This window comes from Nitrosomonas sp., from assembly GCF_021731985.1.
Lineage (GTDB): Bacteria > Pseudomonadota > Gammaproteobacteria > Burkholderiales > Nitrosomonadaceae > Nitrosomonas.
The window spans coordinates 1-14,062 of record NZ_JAKFWH010000081.1 but is presented as its reverse complement, the minus strand read 5'-3'; the positions used below and the strand labels follow the sequence as shown (position 1 = coordinate 14,062).

20 protein-coding genes, 1 tRNA gene and 1 pseudogene are annotated in these 14,062 nt (G+C 41.1%); 15 read left to right on the top strand and 7 right to left on the bottom strand.

Annotation, left to right across the window (positions count from 1 at the left end):
• Position 1 precedes the first annotated feature (1 nt).
• From QZ942_RS12120 to QZ942_RS12100, 5 genes are all read right to left on the bottom strand, one after another.
• On the bottom strand, positions 2–595 hold the full coding sequence (locus tag QZ942_RS12120) for a DUF1415 domain-containing protein (protein WP_292995930.1): 594 nt from the start codon (positions 593–595) through the stop codon (positions 2–4).
• Between the two features lie 120 nt (positions 596–715).
• Complete coding sequence (gene arfB, locus QZ942_RS12115) at positions 716–1,132, bottom strand: alternative ribosome rescue aminoacyl-tRNA hydrolase ArfB (RefSeq protein ID WP_292995928.1); 417 nt, start codon at positions 1,130–1,132, stop codon at positions 716–718.
• A gap of 62 nt (positions 1,133–1,194) precedes the next feature.
• On the bottom strand, positions 1,195–1,557 hold the full coding sequence (locus QZ942_RS12110) for a nitroreductase family protein (protein ID WP_292995950.1): 363 nt from the start codon (positions 1,555–1,557) through the stop codon (positions 1,195–1,197).
• A complete protein-coding gene (locus tag QZ942_RS12105) occupies positions 1,536–1,754 on the bottom strand; it encodes a hypothetical protein (protein WP_292995926.1) in 219 nt (72 codons plus the stop codon). Before QZ942_RS12105 ends, QZ942_RS12110 begins: the two co-directional genes overlap by 22 nt.
• 187 nt (positions 1,755–1,941) lie before the next feature.
• Positions 1,942–2,142 carry a hypothetical protein gene (locus QZ942_RS12100; RefSeq protein WP_292995924.1) on the bottom strand — a complete coding sequence of 67 codons (201 nt, stop codon included), beginning with the start codon at positions 2,140–2,142 and terminating at the stop codon, positions 1,942–1,944.
• Between the two features lie 325 nt (positions 2,143–2,467).
• Between QZ942_RS12100 and QZ942_RS12095 the strand changes: the two genes are divergently transcribed.
• The 6 genes from QZ942_RS12095 (at position 2,468) to QZ942_RS12070 (ending at position 6,387) form a co-directional block, all read left to right on the top strand.
• A tRNA-Ser gene (locus QZ942_RS12095) sits at positions 2,468–2,559 on the top strand.
• Between the two features lie 137 nt (positions 2,560–2,696).
• Positions 2,697–4,385 carry a replication endonuclease gene (locus QZ942_RS12090; RefSeq protein WP_292995922.1) on the top strand — a complete coding sequence of 563 codons (1,689 nt, stop codon included), beginning with the start codon at positions 2,697–2,699 and terminating at the stop codon, positions 4,383–4,385.
• A complete protein-coding gene (locus QZ942_RS12085) occupies positions 4,363–4,635 on the top strand; it encodes a hypothetical protein (RefSeq protein ID WP_292995920.1) in 273 nt (90 codons plus the stop codon). Before QZ942_RS12090 ends, QZ942_RS12085 begins: the two co-directional genes overlap by 23 nt.
• A gap of 77 nt (positions 4,636–4,712) precedes the next feature.
• A complete protein-coding gene (locus QZ942_RS12080) occupies positions 4,713–5,126 on the top strand; it encodes a hypothetical protein (protein ID WP_292995918.1) in 414 nt (137 codons plus the stop codon).
• Positions 5,123–5,317: a MerR family transcriptional regulator gene (locus QZ942_RS12075; RefSeq protein WP_292995916.1), complete on the top strand. Its 195-nt coding sequence runs from the start codon at positions 5,123–5,125 to the stop codon at positions 5,315–5,317. Before QZ942_RS12080 ends, QZ942_RS12075 begins: the two co-directional genes overlap by 4 nt.
• A complete protein-coding gene (locus QZ942_RS12070) occupies positions 5,293–6,387 on the top strand; it encodes a tyrosine-type recombinase/integrase (protein ID WP_292995914.1) in 1,095 nt (364 codons plus the stop codon). The genes QZ942_RS12075 and QZ942_RS12070 overlap by 25 nt, the downstream gene beginning before the upstream one ends.
• A 169-nt stretch (positions 6,388–6,556) precedes the next feature.
• On the opposite strand, the gene QZ942_RS12065 is transcribed toward QZ942_RS12070, so the two are convergent.
• Positions 6,557–8,263 (bottom strand): DUF262 domain-containing HNH endonuclease family protein, encoded by a 1,707-nt coding sequence (locus tag QZ942_RS12065; protein WP_292995912.1) that lies wholly within the window; start codon positions 8,261–8,263, stop codon positions 6,557–6,559.
• 169 nt (positions 8,264–8,432) lie between these two features.
• Between QZ942_RS12065 and QZ942_RS12060 the strand changes: the two genes are divergently transcribed.
• The 5 genes from QZ942_RS12060 to QZ942_RS12040 all read left to right on the top strand — a co-directional run bounded on the left by QZ942_RS12060 (position 8,433) and on the right by QZ942_RS12040 (position 11,405).
• Complete coding sequence (locus tag QZ942_RS12060; RefSeq protein WP_292995910.1) at positions 8,433–8,663, top strand: hypothetical protein; 231 nt, start codon at positions 8,433–8,435, stop codon at positions 8,661–8,663.
• Positions 8,664–8,665: 2 nt separating this feature from the next.
• The gene (locus QZ942_RS12055) at positions 8,666–9,043 is read left to right on the top strand and encodes a type II toxin-antitoxin system death-on-curing family toxin (protein ID WP_292995908.1); all 378 of its coding nucleotides are present in this window, start codon (positions 8,666–8,668) and stop codon (positions 9,041–9,043) included.
• A gap of 112 nt (positions 9,044–9,155) precedes the next feature.
• Entirely contained in the window at positions 9,156–9,776 is a 621-nt protein-coding gene (locus tag QZ942_RS12050; protein WP_292995906.1) for a hypothetical protein, read from the top strand.
• Positions 9,777–10,867: 1,091 nt separating this feature from the next.
• A complete protein-coding gene (locus tag QZ942_RS12045; RefSeq protein ID WP_292995904.1) occupies positions 10,868–11,122 on the top strand; it encodes a type II toxin-antitoxin system ParD family antitoxin in 255 nt (84 codons plus the stop codon).
• Positions 11,106–11,405: a type II toxin-antitoxin system RelE/ParE family toxin gene (locus QZ942_RS12040; protein WP_292995902.1), complete on the top strand. Its 300-nt coding sequence runs from the start codon at positions 11,106–11,108 to the stop codon at positions 11,403–11,405. The genes QZ942_RS12045 and QZ942_RS12040 overlap by 17 nt, the downstream gene beginning before the upstream one ends.
• 458 nt (positions 11,406–11,863) lie before the next feature.
• On the opposite strand, the gene QZ942_RS12035 is transcribed toward QZ942_RS12040, so the two are convergent.
• On the bottom strand, positions 11,864–12,004 hold the full coding sequence (locus QZ942_RS12035) for a hypothetical protein (protein WP_292995900.1): 141 nt from the start codon (positions 12,002–12,004) through the stop codon (positions 11,864–11,866).
• A 489-nt stretch (positions 12,005–12,493) separates the two neighbouring features.
• Here QZ942_RS12035 and QZ942_RS12030 point away from each other — a divergent pair, with 489 nt between their 5' ends.
• The 4 genes and pseudogenes from QZ942_RS12030 to QZ942_RS12015 all read left to right on the top strand — a co-directional run.
• Positions 12,494–12,832 carry a type II toxin-antitoxin system RelE/ParE family toxin gene (locus QZ942_RS12030; protein WP_013966062.1) on the top strand — a complete coding sequence of 113 codons (339 nt, stop codon included), beginning with the start codon at positions 12,494–12,496 and terminating at the stop codon, positions 12,830–12,832.
• Positions 12,825–13,151, top strand: coding sequence for an addiction module antidote protein (locus tag QZ942_RS12025; RefSeq protein ID WP_013966061.1), 327 nt, complete (start codon positions 12,825–12,827; stop codon positions 13,149–13,151). Before QZ942_RS12030 ends, QZ942_RS12025 begins: the two co-directional genes overlap by 8 nt.
• Before the next feature lie 421 nt (positions 13,152–13,572).
• Positions 13,573–13,890 (top strand): hypothetical protein, encoded by a 318-nt coding sequence (locus QZ942_RS12020; protein ID WP_292995895.1) that lies wholly within the window; start codon positions 13,573–13,575, stop codon positions 13,888–13,890.
• Between the two features lie 74 nt (positions 13,891–13,964).
• A pseudogene (locus QZ942_RS12015) lies at positions 13,965–14,062 on the top strand (IS5/IS1182 family transposase); the annotation flags it as partial.

The following is a 14,062-nucleotide window of genomic DNA, read 5'->3' as shown; positions in this document are numbered from 1 at the left end:
GTTATAGCTCTTTGCGCATTGATTCATTCTCCAAAGGCGGATTGATTTTAACCAATCCCAAGTTATTCCAGCCTGCGTGACCCAGCTCGCGCAATGTCTCAATGTTCTTATCGAATATTTTTCCTGCTTCGGGAAAAGCCAACACCGCCTGCACGACACTGGTCTCGCGCAGCAGATGCATCATAGGATAGGGTGACCGGTTGGTGTAGTTTTCGATATCGTCAGGCTGCGTCCCGGCAAATTGATATTGCGGGTGAAAGCTGGCCACTTGCAACGTATTTTCCAAATCCATGTCTTCCAGTGTTGCATCGACCACATCGAGAAAATTGTTGTAGTCGATAAAATCAGTGAGCACATAAGGATGAACCAGCAAGGTTGTGTCAATTTTTTCTGCCGATGTTTCAGCCAATATTTCCAGCGCACGCATCAGGTCACTTAGCAAATCCTCATGCGTGGTTGCGCTGCTCACCACGTAGCTTATCTGATTTTTTACGTGTACGGCCTTCGCAAAAGGACACAGGTTGAGACCGATGACAGCACGCTCCAGCCACAGTTTGGTCGCAACTATTATTTTTTCGTTTGTTGCGCTATTCATATTCATATTAATTTTAATTACTCCAGAATATTCAGTTATGCTCGCCAACCCGTTTAGTGACTTGGCAAAAACATTGATTAGCAGACGGTATCCATGGGAACAGCACAATTTGAAATATTATTACTCCTCTTCAATCTTGCCGCGTAACGATTTTATTCGACCCTGAATCGCTTTGCCTTCCAAACGCCTTGTCTTTGAAGCTTTGGTTGGCTTAGTAGGTTCCCGTGGCTTCACCTGGAGAGTGACGCTCTTGATAATCTCCAATAGTCGATTGAGCGCATCTTCTTTGTTCTTAATCTGGCTACGATACCGCTGAGCCTTTATGATAACAACGCCTTCACTAGAGATTCGGCTATCGTTTAAATTCAACAGTCTTTCTTTGTATTTTTCTGGTAATGATGAAGCTTTTATATCGAAGCGCAAATGAATCGCGGTCGACACTTTGTTTACATTCTGTCCACCGCAACCCTGTGAGCGTATCGCTTGGATTTCGATGTCAGATAAGGGTACTGCTATATTGTCTGATATTCTCAACATAATTAGTTGTTCAATTTCCGCTTCTTTTGATGACTATTATTATTTGTTAAGAGCGGAATTATCTAATTCATTTCCGGGATGCCGTTGATCCATGCTGCAATGATTGATGTGCTATCGCATGGTTTAAGGCAATCGGTGATCAGATTTTCTTGCCATTCTAACCAACGATCAAAAATACCTATCCCTGACATTATGTCATTGTTCCTGGGTATCACAACTGTTTGTGATAACAACACTTGTTGATCATGCGTGAGTCCGAGTGCATCGGCGATTGCCGCACGGTCGATCCAGGCGCGAATTACTGTAGCCAACCCATTGCTGGCAGCGAACAGATATACATTTGGGGTAATAGCCCACGCTGCTACAGAAGCATAGGATTCTCGTTGTTCTACCGGCACTCGATTCATTCGCGTGTAATCGGCCACATAAACCAAATCCAATGGTGCTTCATCGACGAAATCTTGGTAGCTCGTAATCGCCTCAAGTCATTTGCCACCACCAGATGCAATTCATTTACAGCGGCGTCATAACGGTATGCTCCCGAAGGTAACGCGAGGAATAAATAAATTTCCTGGACATTCAATGCGGACGCAGTAGTACGTCCGCCGTCCGTACGATTCATTCCATAGGCTGCCCTGAGAAGACTCGACAGTAGCTGCATAGACAATGGATTAGGCGCAAAATCATGGGCTGGATTTTATCGTGGTGCTCCGCAAGCCATTGGATTTTATCTACAATCCTTTTTGCAATCGCATTATCGAGTTGGGAGAGATCTTCAAGCGCTTGAGGCGTGAATTGAATGTGATAATTCAAGCGAGTTTCAGCAGGTTTTTGACTTCTTGGAGCGTGATTCGATCAGTGGAGCCCAGAGATAGCTCAAGCCTTGCTTTGATCTCGTCTGTTAATTCGAGATGCTGATCGGGATCCGCCATGATGTTCTGTAGCTCTTCATGTACAACTTTCCTGATCAAGGCTTGCAATTCATCAACGGTGAGATCGGCTGTTTTCATAGGATTGCCTTCTTCAGTCATCAGATTAACGAAAAAGAATAGCGTTAATTATATAGGCTAACTTCGCCAATAGCCTCATTTACAATGCACTTGGCTAATTGATTCAAGTCTAAATTTTTAGGTCGTTTACTCATGCTGCTATGATTGCATTGATGCAATAAAGCTCAAGCAAGTCGGAATTCAAACTGAGACACTACCTCGCATCGGCTGCCTCGAATACGTTTTTCAACGATCTGTTACGCTGAGCTTTGCTCAAACGCGCTACAAAACAAATTTGCCCGAAACTCAGATCTGGTTTATTCTTTGCCCCCGGTTTGTTAAGACTGGAGAAGTGACCGAGCGGCTTAAGGTGCACGCCTGGAAAGCGTGTGTACGGCTCAAACCGTACCGCGGGTTCGAATCCCGCCTTCTCCGCCAGTAAGCGGTCTAACCCAGACCACTCAAGACCAACTAAGACCCATATAAAACAGGGTCTTAGTTCCAGTCTCACAAATACCCCATTAGTCTCAGTAGGTCTCCAAAGGCCTCGGTTGTGGCACAAAAATGACACAAATTTGCCACAAGTCATTTATGCCGATAAGCTCACTGAAGCGTATGGAACAGAAAAATGCCGCCGTATTCGGCAACACATTTTCACTGAGCTTTCCCCGATTGCAGGAGATTTGGCAGCTCACTATGTCAAAACCGCTGAACGATCCAGTTTCGAGCACGCAAACCATGCGTTAATCGATATTCATAATCAGCTACGCATTGAAGATTTGAATCTATGCGCTGATCATGAAGAACTGCTCAATGCCGCCAAGCGTTTCGCTGAAAAGTGCTATCTCGCACGAAATCGAACAGAAATACCGCTAGAAGCTTATCAAGCATGCTTACGGATCGTCGATCACTACCAAGTCAAACGGCCATCCATCAAAGGCGATAACCTGGAACCGGCTCTGAATCGCATGTCCTGCCATCGCTGGTGGTATCGTAGAATCCAGATACTACGACTGCGTAAGATTGAAACCATCTCCCGAAATATCGAGTTGGTCAACCGCCTACGTGGTACTTATGCCAGCGATTACACCATTCATGTTAAGCGTAAGCAAAAGGAGAGAAACCGGCTCTATCTGGCCTCTACCTTTGTAGGTAATGAAAATGGTGAGATTTTTTCCCTGCAAAACCTAGCCGATCGTTCGGTATCCAATCCAGCAATTCGTCGTGCTGAATTGATGGTACGTATCCGAGGGTTTGAAATGGTGGCCGATCATCTGGGTCATGTCGGTGAGTTCTATACACTTACTACACCATCCCGCATGCATGCTTGTCTGCACCATGGCGCAATCAATCCACGTTATGACGAAACCACTGTATTACAAGCGCATGAATACTTAACGCATCAGTGGTCTTTGATACGCGCTGAATTGCATCGCCAAGGTATTCAACCTTATGGCTTCCGGGTAGTCGAACCGCATCACGACGGCACCCCGCATTGGCACTTGCTGTTATTCATGCCAGACAAACACCGCGAAGCTGTGCGGAAAGTTATGAGCCATTACGCCTTGATGGATAGTGGTAATGAACCGGGCGCACAAGAACACCGCTTTAAGGCTATCGCCATTGATCCGGATAAAGGCACCGCTGCGGGCTACATTGCCAAGTACATCGCCAAGAATATCGACGGTTATGCGCTGGATCAAGATTTGTATGGGAATGACTCTATAAAAGCGGCTGAGCGCATCACGGCTTGGGCCAATACCTGGGGCATTCGTCAGTTTCAACAAATTGGCGGCCCGAGTGTCACTGTCTGGCGACAATTAAGAAAACTAGACAAAGCCGACGACCCGGAACTTGAAGCTATCCGACAATCCGCAACGGCAAGCGATTGGGCAGCTTTTATGCTGGCAATGGGTAACCCTGAAACCCCGCACCGCTCACACGCAATCAAACCATTCTACGACGAGAGCAAACAACTCAATCCACTAACCGAAGAAGTTTATTCACCGCTCATTGGGCGCTATGGCGACACTGCCCCGCTTCGGGTTGCCGGTATCGTTTGGAAAGGAATGAATTTAAGTACCCGCAAGCATGTTTGGATGCTTTTCAAAGTCGACAGCGAGGACGTGACATTAAGGAGCGAGGCGCAAGCCGAGCGCACGCAATGTCACGCCGCAGCTGTTTCTCTTGGACTTGTATCAATAACTGTACCAACCCCTTTTCATCATCAGGAGGTCAACTATGAATGCCCAACTCAACACTAAAAAAGACATAAGAAAAAACATGATGAATACATTCGATCTTGAAGAAGCAGTTTCCTTAATCTACCGCCTTGCCGTTCTGAAAAAGGATGCGCCAGAACCGAACAAGAAACTCAGCATCACGCAAATTGGCCATATCTGCGGCGTTTTGACACTCAATGATCAGATTGAAATTGTCATCAAGTTTCACAATGAAATGCGGCAATTCACCAAAGAGGAATTCTATACGCAAGTAAAACTTTTAGATAAATAGGACAAATGTCATATTGACTGACATAAATAGTAGTGTACGATCATGAACAGTATTAATTATGAGAGGCACTACTTGTTATGACAGAAAATTCAAAAAGACTACTTGTTCTGAGTGAAGAAGACGAACAAACCATTTTACAACATATGAAGGAATTCAGGGGTGTAGGCACCACTTTAGAAAGCGCTCTCGGTGCACTGATTTTAGGTCAGTATTTTGGCTGGCGAGTTCTTAAGTTACTGCACAACCCTGCTACTTATCGCATCTATGAAAAAGTGCTCGGCATTGAGTTCAAAAATGTATGCCCAGAAATAACTGAGCTTGGCCGGAAAAAAAGTATTGGCTATGCCATTACTGAAAAACTCGGTAGTTTCTGGGCGGTAGTAATGGGAAAGCGCAAAGTAGCGGACAAAGGCAAGATTGATAATCAATCTGAAGTTGAACGTCATGTAGCTGATCATGTGGCCGGCATGGATAAGGAGGAGAAGAAATGAATCACTCCGAACATATATTGGTCACCATCAAAAAATTCGCTGAATTAACCGGCTTAACTGAAGAAGCCATTCGTCAATATATAAAGAAAGGCCATTGGACGGAGAAAATTCACTGGAGAAAAGCGCCAAACGGCAGAATCTTTATCAACACTAAGGCAGCTTATTCATGGATCGAGGGAATCGGGGCATAACAATTCGCGGCAATAGTGCCCAGATCGCGTTCACCTATCAGGGTGTACGTTGTCGGGAGACTATTCCGATACCTCCTACCAAGGCTGCACAAAAACAACTGATACTGAAACGGCAAACAATCCTTTTCGAAATCAGTATGGGTATTTTCGATTATGGCGAACATTTCCCGGATAGCAAAAGAGCAAAAGAATTTCGTAAAACCCGGCCAAATCGTTACACCATTGGTGAGGGTCTGAAAGATTGGTTACAGCGTGCTCAATCAAGATGTCAACCAAGCACATTGCGTGATTACACAAGCGCAATTTATCACCATTTGATTCCAACATTTGGCGATCTAACAATTGATGAACTGACTGCACTCAAAGTTAAGGAATGGTCGGCTGATCTCCCATGCTCTAACAAGCGCAAAAACAACATTCTGATACCATTACGCCAGTTATATGACGAAATGTACCATGATGAAATCATCGCCAAAAATCCGCTTGATCATGTGAAAAATCTACCGATCCATACGAGAGAACCCCAACCCTTCACAGCCGATGAAGTGGCAAGTATTCTGAATGAACTGTCAGGACAAGAAAGAAACCTGATTCAGTTTGCGTTCTGGACGGGACTCAGAACTTCCGAATTAATTGCCTTGCGCTGGCAGGATGTCGATCTGGAGCAAAACTGTATCCATGTCCGGGTGGCTAATGTGAGAAATCACTTGAAAGGTACTAAAACTAAATCAGGAGAACGTACTGTCACACTACAACCCCAAGCCAGAGAAGCTTTGCTCAGTCAGCAAATCTATACTGAAAAACTGAAAGAAACTGTTTTTCATAATCCACGTCATAACAAACCTTGGAAAGATGATCAAGCCATTCGCAAAACAGTTTGGATTCCAGCACTGGAACGGGCTGGTATTAAATATCGCAACCCTTATCAAACCCGACACACTTTCGCTTCAACAATGCTTTCAAGAGGTGAGCATCACATGCAGGTTGCAGAGGAAATGGGGCATAAGGATTGGGGGCAGATTAGAAAGAGCTATGGACGATATATACCGCAAAAAAAGAGTAAAACTTAGTTCCCATTCCCAATTGGCTCACCAAGTCGGATAACTGGAAAACATAATGAGAACATCGGTCTTTGTTTTTGTCATAGATGCTCATCTATACGGGGTTTAACTATTTTTCGTATTAATCGCATCATGCTCAACATGACAATTACACTGAGCAACAATTCCTTTGCCTTGGCTACGCCCACCAGCGTTTAGCAAAGTCTTCAACCAGTTGCTGTCCTCTGTTTAATAAGTCTGTTTTTTTGAATGATCTTGTAGTTGAAAGAGATGTGGCAAATATTGATGTCATCTTGAATTTGCTTTTACTATACCCACTCAATTTTTCGACTAGATCATAATTCTTGATGCTGCTGTTGATATTCTTTTCCAATAGCGTCAAATTTCCAAGTAAATTCTTGTATTCTTCAAAATCTTCTTCGTTCTTAAACCCATACGCACGTGGCTTAAAATTTGGATTCTGTGACAAAATATGCTCAATGGTAGGATCATTGTCCATAATCTTTCTTAGTTCAGCGATAGAATACGTACTTCCCCTGAGCCTTTCACAGTAATCGATGAACAGTGTGCGCAACAAGCCAGTTTGTTTGTAGTAGTCGAAATTGGATAGATAATCCTTGAATCGGTCATTGCTTATCTCATGCAAGTTAAACCATAGTAAATGTTCCTCGATTTTCTGGATAGTCCATGCGTGGTTATTAAGATTGAATGCAAATTCTGCAATGTGTTTCTTACCAGCATATTCTCTGATCTTCAATACTCTAACATCGATGATTTCTACCATCTTCAGAACACTAATGCCTTTAGTGGGCAGAATTTTATTAAGGATGAGATTTTTTTCCAGCTGAGTTATCACAGGATAATATACAGCTGACAATCCAAGTACAGCGAAGAGCTTGTAATAATCCTCGTTTTCAATAGTTCTAGAAATAATCCTTTTGAAAGCACGTACGTACTCCAGAAGACTATCCAAATATTTTGAAATGTATTTATCTAAGAATATGAAGTCGTTATCTTTTCTGCACTGATACAACTTTGATTTGACGTTATCGAGAACCTGCTGACCTGTTGGATCATAACTTTCTTCAGAAAAACAGATATGATGATGTCGCAGTAAATCATCTTCGGTAAACAGTTTAGAATTAACAATATTTATCTTTTGATCCTCACCAATTGATTTGATGTCATCGTATAACTCAAATATTTCTCCAAACTTATCATTGATGGCATCATCATATTTTTCTGAGAGATACTTGTTCGAAAAATAAAACAAGAGGCTTTTCATCTTATCCATTCTAGATAAACCTCTACCTCTATCATTTACTGTCTGAAAAATTCTAATCGCGTCAGATTCACTTTTCTCAATAAATTCTAGAATGGACAGTGCTTCAATTGCTTTAAGAAATTGCAAAGGATCTTTGATATGATTGTTAACAATAGTCTCCATCTCTTCATAAGCATCAGACATGAATTTTTGACTTTTACTTTCCGGTTTTAAGGTAAGTGTGCCGTCTAATATTTGAAAGTAAAATAACTTGTCGCGCTCCAATGGAGTCAGCTTGAATTGTTCTTTTTCTTTTACATAATATCGACGATAAAAATCCTGATCTTCCTTGGCCTCCAGTTTCCGAATGATGACACCTATAAACATGACAAGCGTTGTTATACGCTGCTGCCCGTCAACAATATTAAAAATATCTTCTCGGTCTGTTTTTGCCAAAACAACTGTCCCAATATAATGATTAGATTTTGTATCAAGAGCTTCTTGTATGTCGTGAAATAAATCCCAGATGTTTTGCTTCTCCCACGCATAGCTACGTTGGTATTTGGGAATATTAAATACTTTGCTCGCAAAAAACTGTTTCAGGAATTGCTGGTTGGACATGTTTATCCTTTATCTTGACAATAAACTCGTAACTAACACTTTTTAGGAAATTGGTAGAAAATATCCCGTTTAAGTAACACGGAGGGCTACAAATACATTGATAACAAAACAATCTTCAGCGTATCATAAAACTTTCAGACTTGGAAACATCAGGATATGGTGATATTTCATGCCTAACACTGCTAACGAAGAATTTTCCTCTCAAGCAGCACCAGAAGTTCTTAGCGCACTTCGAAAAATTGCTGAATCTGAGGGTCGCCCTATTCAAGAAATACTTGATGAGGCTCTGCGGGAATACATCGAACGGAAAGAAAAAGGCCAGCCTCGCCGTCAGGTTATAGATGCTTTTACGCAAAGCCTAAGCGAATTTGATCAGCTCTACCGTGAATTAGCTAAATAACGTTGAAAGAATATCTGACTGTTCCCGATGTACTGGCAATCCATTCAATATTAATTCAGCGTTACGGCGGAACACATGGTATTCGTGATTCGGGCGCACTTGAATCTGCCTTATATCGCCTTCAATCGGGCTACTATGATGATATAGTTGCGGAAGCAGCCGCGCTGATGGAAAGTTTAGCCATCAATCCCCCCTTTGTAGATGGCAACAAACGAGTAGCTTTTGCAACTACCGATATTTTTCTGCGTATTAATGGTTATCGAATCAACTGTGAATCAGTGATTATTTACGGCGACATGATGCAAATGTTTGAAACAAGTACATTTGATTTGGTTTACCTTGAACCTTGGTTAAGAAAGCTGGTAATCAAAGCATCTTAAATATATAAGTTGTAGTAGCTCAAACTTGAGCGAACAACTTCAAAAATTAGGCTCTAATCAATCTGGCATTGATTGACTGAATGTCGTTATATTACATTATTTGATGTGCACGGTGCTTGATCCAATATTCTTAGAATCTGACAAGCTCTCTTCCGAGCTTTACCAACTCATCGACTTACCGTTGTTTGATAACTCCACTCGTGTTGTGATAAGTGCTGTTGCGTGCTCGATGGCTCTAGAACATTGGGAAGCAGCACGTAAGCTCTTTAGTTCTGGTCTACTTCCTTCAGGCATGGCTGTTCAACGAGCGCAGTTTGAGGCCTTGGTTCGTTCAGTGTGGCTCCTTTATGCAGCCACAGAGGAAAAGATTGCAAAGCTATCTGCGACTTTAACGCTTGAAAATGAACTAGCTGCCAAGAATATTCCGCAGATCGCTGACATGATAAGCGCGATAGAAAAAAAGGCACCATCGCAAGCTTATGATGCACTCAATAGGTTTAAGCAGAATTCATGGAAGGCACTCAATTCCTACGCACACGCGGGAATACATCCAATTCGAAGGCACCATGAAGGCTATCCAATAAAGCTGATCCAAGATGTAACGCGGAATACAAACGGGTTAGCAATTATTTGCGCAATGCAAGCAGTAGCCCTTAGCGGTCTACAGCCATTGCAAAAGCAAGTGCTAGAACTAGCCGCAAACTATCCAAGCTGCATGCCTCCACCTTTGTGAAGAAATTACATACCTAACTTTGAAAACGTCAAATTAAATCCAAACTTTGACATATATTTACCCAAATATTTACCGATCTTGATGGTTTGATTAAAAAAGTTTAAACTGAATTTGATGGAATTTTTGAAACTTGTAGAAATACTTCAAAATGACACAGAAATAACAGAGGTAAATACTAAATGGTTGATATATCAAATATAGATCAAGGTTCGAACCCCGCCTTCTCCGCCAGATATTAAACATAACAAATTGAATAATAATTATTATTAAAATTTGATACTGTATTCTACACATCTTTACACCCATCCTTTAGTGCTGGTTAGTTGCGGACGCTATTGGATAAATGTGGAGCTGATATTGCCGAGTATGCTTAGTAACTGAATTGAAGTTGCAAATTCTGGAAGCTGCTTGTTTTTTTCTCGCGCCGATTGTTCAAATTTCTCAACGATGTCAGTATATTCCAATACAGAAATGAGTCTGAAGGAAGGGTTTTGAATCTGAGTAATTGAACTGTTTTCTGATTCGATCTGGTTAACAGATGGTAAAGAATGCTGGGACTGAATCAGTTCCATAGGTTAGGATAGGAGCTATTCTACCAAAGAATTGTATGGCCTCTTATCACCCACAAATCCTCCATCTTGTAATTCCTCTTATCATCAAAGTGGCAATCAAAGTGATGAAACTATTTGCTGTAATATGAGTAAAACATATTTCTATGATTTTCTTTGTGACTTTTATCACGCAGTAAATAAAATTTTTGAAATGAAGGGGTTCTAATCTTTAAAACTTAGCGCATAAGGTTGCGATAGGAATTTCTCAAAAGACAAAATGAAAAACTATTTTGAGCAAGGCAAAAGACGCATTTCTTGGTGGAAATACGAGACACCTTTAGATTCAGTTCATATTGGAAAAGGCTTTGTGTGGAAAGATCGATCACATTTGTATAATGTCTCTGAATTCAGATCCTGGTTTAACTTAAGTTGATAATATTCTGTTCCAGAAAGAGACAAAGTTTTTGTCTTCTCAAGCACATAAAAGCATGCTATTTTACTGCAATAGTATGATCATTTCACATACCTTTGGAGGATAAAATGGGAACAACCCGTAAAACCATCACTGTTACCGACCAGCAAGACAAGTGGATTAAGACTCAGATTGAGGGCGGTGACTTCACCAATGACAGTGAATATATCCGAGATCTGATTCGGCGCGATCAAGCTCGCAATTCTGAAATCGATACCATTCGTAGCGAGTTAACCAAAGGCGAACAGAGTGGTGAACCACAGCCATTTGACGGCGGTTTGTTTAAAGAAGGAATGACCGCCAAACATGTCAAAGTCAGCTGAATATCGGTTAACACCGGAAGCTGCGCGCGATATGGAAACCATTTGGCTATACACACTCAAAGAGTGGGGATTGGAACAGGCCAATCGTTACGCAGACGAATTGACAGAAGCGTTTGGTCAATTGGCGGAGAATCCGGAAATGGCAACATCCTGCGATCGTATCCGTAAAGGGTATCGCCGTAGTCAAGTTGGGCGACACGCTATTTATTTCCGGCAAACAGATTACGGAATTGTGGTAGTTCGTGTACTGCATGATCGAATGTTATCTACTCTGCATTTGTAAAATTAGAGTTATTAATAATAAAGTGCGACAAAAATGACGATTGTCGGCGAATGTTGACGAGCACTAGCGAGTTTTATTTTAATAAAAACAGTTAGTTAAATTACCTGTTTGATCCGCATGTATCGGTGCAAACCGTTACCGGTAATCTACCTAATGGTTGAAGTCAAGTCCGAGGAACTGCTCATTCACCGTAAGCTTCCAACTCCACCATCTAAAACGCAACAAATTTTTTAGCTATCCTCTTGAACTTGCAATTCCCCGTGGTCTTGCCGCGGGGATAGGTGCAGGGCGCGCGGAGCAAGTTTATTTTTTCATGAAGGTGATTAATGTCATTACGGATACATCAGCAAGAACATATAGAAACCTGATAGGCAAGTGCGTTATCGCAAGTCGCTTATTGTCGTCAACATAAGCTAAATTCCAAAACGTTTTCGAACCGGCTGCGAATTTATCGTTTGTTAAATGGCGTACATCGCATCGTCAAAGGTGGCCTGCTCTGGCAGGTGATCGGCAATATCCTGAATGATTTTCTTAACGGTTTGCGTGATGATCTCTCTCCATGATATTTGTTGGATGCTGGTATCCAGCATCTCCATCATGAATATTTATATTACTTACGACAACTAGCTGATCTGCTCGATTTTATTCTCTAGTTTCGAGAGATAGAGACTGCACCTGTTTTTGGTAATCATGAATATCTCACCTATACTTTACAATAGATTGAGCGCTAAGAAGCATTGCAAATTACATTCGATTGGCTTTTGTCTGACCAGTCTACTATAGGGCTACTAATAGTAAGTAGACCGCTAGTTTCTTTATTTCATGCAATTCATTGTTTTGTTTGGCTCCCCGACCAGGGCTCGAACCTGGGACCTGCGGATTAACAGGTGTTTTAATTAACTGTTTTTATTGAAAATATACCTGCCAGTGCTCGCCAACACTCGCTATTAATCGTCAGATTTGTCACGTTCTTTTTTTGATAATTCATTTTGGGAAATTAGCATTTTTTAAGATTTGATATTTTGATGGGAAGTGCATAATATAGTATGCACTCTAATGTATAGATAAGATAAAGAATAGAGAATAAATTGGTTCAATCAATACGAGCAAAGCAAATTATTATCTATGCAGATGAAAATGGTCATGAACCTTATCGCAGTTGGATAGATAGTTTAAAAGACAAGAAGGGTCAACAACGAATCAGAGCGCGTATTCGGCGATTAGGAGAAGGGCTCTATGGTGATTGTGATTCTGTAGGAGAAGGTGTTTCAGAGCTACGAATGTTTTTTGGTCCTGGATACCGGGTTTATTTTGGTGAAGATGTCGATAATATTGTTGTTTTATTATGTGGTGGTGATAAAGACAGTCAGAGCCGAGATATCAGAAACGCTAAAGAATATTGGAAGGATTATAAAAATAATGGCTAAAGAACGTACTTACAAAACATTAGATGAAAGTGAAGAAATGTATTACCGTAATCATCCCGACGAGATTGATGAATATCTCGCCACTGCTTTTGAGGAATACGCGAGAGATGGATGTACTGCCGCCTTATTTGCTCAATTACGCATGATCGCCCGTGTCAAAGGTGTTTCAACATTAGCTCAGGAAACAGGAATTACGCGAAACGGCATACAAAAGGCATTATCAGAAAATGGCAATCCTAAATTTGAAAGTATTAATGCAATTATGAATGCTATGGGATACCGCCTTACACCACAAAAGCTAGATGTTCATGCAAAGTAGTATTTTGCAAGTAAAGCAGCATCCAGAATTCACCACTTCAGCTGGATTAATTCAGATTTAGTTCACTATTGAGCATTGTCACGCTTTATAAGTAGCCACTTGATTTTGATGTAAATAATTCTGATCAGCAGGTATTTTAACTAGCTGTTTTTATTGAAAATACACTCGCAAGTGCTCGCCAACACTCGCCAATAATCGTCAGATTTGTCACGTTTTATATTTGAGATCAAATGGAAAGTCTTGCAACCGGTTTGAATTAACCCGCCTTAACAGTCTGGCATAGCCAGTCTGTCACCTAATGCTACACAAGAGCGAAGCTGTTGTGTCTGTGTGTGTAGTACAGAATCATAAAATCCAACCGTAACGAACATGCTGATTCATTTTTTTATGAATTAATCATATTGAGGATTAACGCATAGCTATGAGATTTATTATTTTAGTGTTTTTAGTTTTAGTTCCAGGAGTCGCATTTGCTGAAAACTTCTTGGTGAATAGCAATAAATTGTTTAATTTTGCTGAAAAGACTTATCCAGAGTTTTTTAGTCCTGCTAGTACAGCAACTTATAGTTTAAATAATTATTTGGTGCGTTACTATCCCAATACAGGCAACTATATTGGAACTTCTGGAGAAGATGTCTATATTTATGGTGATGTTTTCAATGGCCTTTTAAAAGCTGGAGTAATTTCGAATTTTATAGAATTAGAGCCTGATAGCGATGAATTATTAGGGAAACACTGATTTATTCGATCACATCGACTTTGGTCATAAAGGTTTGATAAAATGCATCGTATTGATAAATATGGAATAGAGCGATGCAATCAAGCTTTTCTGATCTGGAATATGCAGCAAAGAAGAAACAAACACGACGGGATCGTTTTTTGTCCGAAATCGAAGGGGTAACGCCTTGGCC